The organism is Terriglobales bacterium, from assembly GCA_035624475.1.
Taxonomy (GTDB): domain Bacteria; phylum Acidobacteriota; class Terriglobia; order Terriglobales; family Acidobacteriaceae; genus DASPRL01.
The window spans coordinates 1-4437 of record DASPRL010000012.1; the positions used below are offsets into that span (position 1 = coordinate 1).

Sequence of the window (4437 nt, forward strand, 5' to 3'; positions counted from 1 at the left end):
TTCCCGCTCGCCGGCGAGTACAACGTGCTCAACGCCACCGCCGCCGCCGCCATGGCCACCGCCTGCGCCATCCCCAAGGAGAAGATCGCCGACGCCCTGCGCAGCTTCAAGAGCGTGAAGCGCCGCCTGGAGGTCAAGGCGGAAGTCGACGGCGTCACCATCATCGACGACTTCGCCCACCATCCCACCGCCATCGCCGGCACCCTGGAGGCGCTGCGCGTGCGCTATCCCGGCCGCCGCCTGTGGGCCATCTTCGAGCCCCGCTCCAACACCTTGCGCCGCAAGGTCTTCGAAGCCGAGCTGGTGCGCAGCCTCGCCCTCGCCGACCAGATCGTGATCGCCAGCGTCTATCGCCCCGAAGCCGTGCCCGAAGCCGAGCGCCTGGAAACCTCCGCGGTGGTGGCCGGACTCCAGCGCGCCGCCCGTCCCGCCCGCGAACTCCCCGACGCCGACGCCATCGTCGCCGCCGTCGCTCCCGAGCTGCGCTCCGGCGATGTAGTGGCCATCCTTTCCAACGGCGGTTTTGGTGGCATCTATGAGAAACTGCCGCGTCGCCTCAAGCAGGAGGTCTCCGCCCGCTCGTGACCCGCCGCAAGCTCGCTCCTCTCGCCCTCGTCCTTCTGGCTCTCACCGCCGCCCACGCCGCTCCGCCGGTGGATTACTACCTCTCGCTGGCGCGCGCCCGCGAGCACGTCATCCACGTGCGCATCCACCTGGCCGGAACCTCCGCCGAGCGCGACCTCCAGCTCCCTGTCTGGAACGCGCTCTACCAGGTGCGCGACTTCGCCCAGGACGTGCGGGTGGTCCGCGCCCACGACGACGCCGGCCGTCCTCTCCCCGTCCACAAGGTGGACAAGACCACCTGGCGCATCTCCGGCGCCGAGAGCGGCGCCGAGATCGAGTACGACATGTACGCCGACAAGCCCGGCCCCTATGGCGCCCAGCTCAACCTCGAGCACTGCTTCCTCAACCTGGCCGAGATCCTCATGTACCCGCTCGACGCCCGCGGCTCGCAGATGACCGTCACTTTCAGCGACGTCCCCGGCCAGTGGCGCATCGCCACCACCCTGCCTTCGCTCAAGCCGCTGCTGCCGGGCGGCGGCGGCACCTTCGCCGCCCGCGACTACGACCACCTGGTCGACGCCCCCATCGAGCTGGGCACCTTCGACGAGACCTCCTTCCAGGAGGGCGGCGCCACCTACCGCATCGTCGTCGACGGCGACGATCCCCACGACTACGACCTCAACTGGATCAAGCAGACCGTCCGCCGCATCGTCACCACCGAGGTGGCCTGGATGGGCGACCGCCCCTTCTCCGACTACCTCTTCCTCTACCACCTGCCGCGCAACGCCATCGGCGGCGGCGGCATGGAGCACGCCTTCAGTTGCGCCATCGAGCTCAGCGCCGAGCGCCTCAAGGACGATCCTGTGGGCTTCGAGAGCATCACCGCCCACGAGTTCTTCCACCTGTGGAACGTGAAGCGCATCCGCCCCCAGGGCCTGGAGCCGGTCGACTACACCAAGGAGAACTACACCGACGCCCTGTGGTGGAGCGAGGGCGTCACCTCCACCGTCGCCGACTACACCTTGCTGCGCGCCGGCATGATCACCCCGGAGCAGTTCTTCTCCCTGCTCTCGCGCGAGGTGCGCAACCTGCAGCTTCGCCCCGCCCACCTCACCCAGTCGGCCGAGGAATCCAGCCTGGAGACCTGGTTCGACAAGTATCCTTCCTACCGCCTGCCCGAGCGCAGCGTCTCTTACTACAACAAGGGCGAGATCCTGGGCGTGCTGCTCGACCTCGCCATCCGCCGCGACACCGGCGGCCAGAAGTCCTTGCGCGACGTCTTCCAGTACATGAACCGCCGCTACGCCCAGGAGAGCATCTTCTTTCCCGAGACCGCCGGGGTCGAGCAGGCGGTGGAGGCGGTCACCGGCAAGAAGTTCGACTGGTTCTTCCAGCCCTACGTGGCCGGGACCCAGGAACTGCCCTACGACGCGCTGCTCTCCACCGTGGGCCTGCGCCTGGAGCAGCGCCAGATCGCGGTGGTGGACCCGGGCTTCCTCGCGGTGCGCAACTTCGACAGCGCTCCGGTGGTGGTGATCGTCAATCCGGGCAGCGACGCCGAACGCGCCGGCCTGGTCGCCGGCGACACCGTCCTCGCCATCAACGGCAAGCCCCCCGAGGGCGACGTCGAGGACGTGCTCGCCTCGCAGCGCATCGGCGATCAGGTGCGCCTGCGCGTCACCGGACGCCGCGGCTCCCGCGAACTCAAGTTCCGCCTGGGCGGCGCCACCCGCAGCGACTTCCAGATCCTGGAGATGCCCGATCCCTCGCCCGCGCAGCGCGCCCGCCAGGCCGCCTGGCTCGCCGGCGAGGACCAGCCCCCCGGGGGACGCTAGTGCTGCGCTGGCTCCTGGTGCTCGCCTTCTGGTCGCTCTTCGTCCCCGCCGCCGCCCTCATCGGCTTTCCCTGGACCTTCCTCAGCGGTAAGGTCGCCTTCCTCTACCGCATCGCCATGTGGGGAGCGCGCGCCGGCGTGCGCCTGGGCGGCGTCAAGGTCGTGGCCGTCGGACTCGACCGCCTCGATCCCGCCCAGAGCTACGTTTTCATGTCTAACCACGTCTCCAACCTCGACCCGCCCATCCTGGTGCCGCTCATCCCGCGCCGCACCTCGGTGCTGGTCAAGAAGGAACTCTTCCGCGTCCCCATTCTGGGGCGGGCCATGCGCATGGCCGACCTGGTGGCGGTGGACCGCCGCGACCGCGACGCCGCCATTGCCAGCGTCCGCGCCGGCGCCGCCGTGGTGCGCTCCGGCCTCAACATGACCGTCTATCCCGAGGGCACCCGCTCCCGCGACGGCCGCCTCCTGCCCTTCAAGAAAGGGCCGTTCTACCTGGCCGAGGAGGCCGCCGCCCCCATCGTCCCCGTGACTATTCTTGGGACCTTCGAGATGCAGCCCAAGGGCTACTTCGGCCTCCGCCCCGGCACCGCGACGGTCATCTTCCACCCGCCCATCGCGCCCGCTTCTTTTAGTGACCGCGACGCGCTCATTGCCGCCGTCACCGCCCAGGTTGCCAGCGCCCTGCCCCCCGAGCGGCGCACGTAAGCCGTCTTGACCGACGACCGACGACCGAAGGCCGAGGACCCTCTGCCCACTAGCCACTATCCACTGCTCCTGTCATCCTGAGCGAGCGCGACCGGCCCCGATCCCGCTCTGCGGGAGAGGGGGAAAGGGAGCGCGCAGCGAAGGATCTATGTTTTTTCTGGGTCAGGCGCATAGCGATGGCGTTCGTACCAGCCTTCGCTCAAGTCCCGCCACTCCGGATTCATGGAGACGATCGGCGCCGTCTTCTTCAGCCGGGTCAGGCCCTTGATCTGCTTTTCGCGCGCGATCGCATCGCGGATGTCTTCGAAACCTCTCGAAGTACACCAGGCGGTCGATCTTGTACTTGCGCGTGAACCCCGGGTCCCAGTGGTTCTTGTGCTGGAAGATGCGGTTCTCCAAGTCGCTGGTCACGCCGGTGCAGAAGGTCTTCGAGCGGTTGGTCAGGATGTAGACGTAGCCGGGCTTCACAAGCTCAGGCTACGCCGCCCGTGGGCAGGGTGCATAGGTCCTTCGCTCGCCCTCCTTCCCCCTCTCCCGCAGGGCGGGATCGGGCTCGGTCGGCCTCGCTCAGGATGACTCCGGATGGGAGAGGGCCTCGCAGGTCGCGCCACCCCTCGCCCCCCTGGGGTGTCATCCTGAGCGAAGCGAAGGATCTATGTTTTTCTGCGATTCAGGCCCGCCGCCATCCCACTTGCCACTCATCACTTACCACTGGGTTGCGGGGGCGGGCGCCGCGAGCCCGCTAGCGAGCGCTAGCCAAGACGTTTAAGCTCTTCGATGAGAGCCGTAAGCTCGGATCGCATTGTGATTGCGACCTGGTCCAACTCCCTGCTGCCGTATGCAGGTTTAACACTGCTGTCGACGATGGAACACCATCTCTCAATTTCCACGTAGGCGTGATTCAGTCCCCCGCGTAGCTTATCTGGGAGGACAACTTGGTTTCGAACCTCCTTCCACCGTGCGCAGCTGGGGCGCACGTATGCCTCACCCACGACCGGCGAGTGCGCCTTCCCCAAGTTGTCTTGAAGTTCGGACATTAGGTCAGCGATCAAAAGCTCTTGCTCCTTGCGAGCATCGCCTGCAACCCGAGCGACTTGAGCCGCCAGGGTTGCAAGGCGCTCCTCCGCTACGGTGACGAGGGCCACTTTCTTCCTGCGTTCATCTCGCCAAGTGCCATATGCTGCAACTAGACCGCACACCACGGCCAGACAGCCATACAGAACCCTGTACCGCGTCGAGGAAACAAACAGCGCCAGAGCGGCGAAAGGAACAGTCAGGGGGCCGCTCATGGCTGTGAACCAGCGACCCATGAGGCCCCGCAGGAACGCGAG

Annotated in this window: 5 protein-coding genes; 3 read left to right on the plus strand and 2 right to left on the minus strand. The window is 67.2% G+C overall.

Annotated features, from left to right (window positions below; translation table 11 throughout):
* From VEG08_00775 to VEG08_00785, 3 genes are all read left to right on the plus strand, one after another.
* Positions 1-585 (plus strand): cyanophycin synthetase (locus tag VEG08_00775; GenBank protein HXZ26511.1); only part of this gene is annotated, 585 nt, incomplete at its 5' end.
* On the plus strand, positions 582-2399 hold the full coding sequence (locus VEG08_00780) for a PDZ domain-containing protein (GenBank protein HXZ26512.1): 1818 nt from the start codon (positions 582-584) through the stop codon (positions 2397-2399). The genes VEG08_00775 and VEG08_00780, both read left to right, overlap by 4 nt.
* Entirely contained in the window at positions 2399-3106 is a 708-nt protein-coding gene (locus VEG08_00785; GenBank protein HXZ26513.1) for a lysophospholipid acyltransferase family protein, read from the plus strand. The genes VEG08_00780 and VEG08_00785 overlap by 1 nt, the downstream gene beginning before the upstream one ends.
* A gap of 162 nt (positions 3107-3268) precedes the next feature.
* Here VEG08_00785 and VEG08_00790 read toward each other — a convergent pair whose 3' ends face one another.
* The gene (locus VEG08_00790) at positions 3269-3574 is read right to left on the minus strand and encodes a GIY-YIG nuclease family protein (GenBank protein HXZ26514.1); all 306 of its coding nucleotides are present in this window, start codon (positions 3572-3574) and stop codon (positions 3269-3271) included.
* 284 nt (positions 3575-3858) lie between these two features.
* Positions 3859-4437: hypothetical protein (locus VEG08_00795; protein ID HXZ26515.1), on the minus strand; the 579-nt coding region annotated here is incomplete at its 5' end.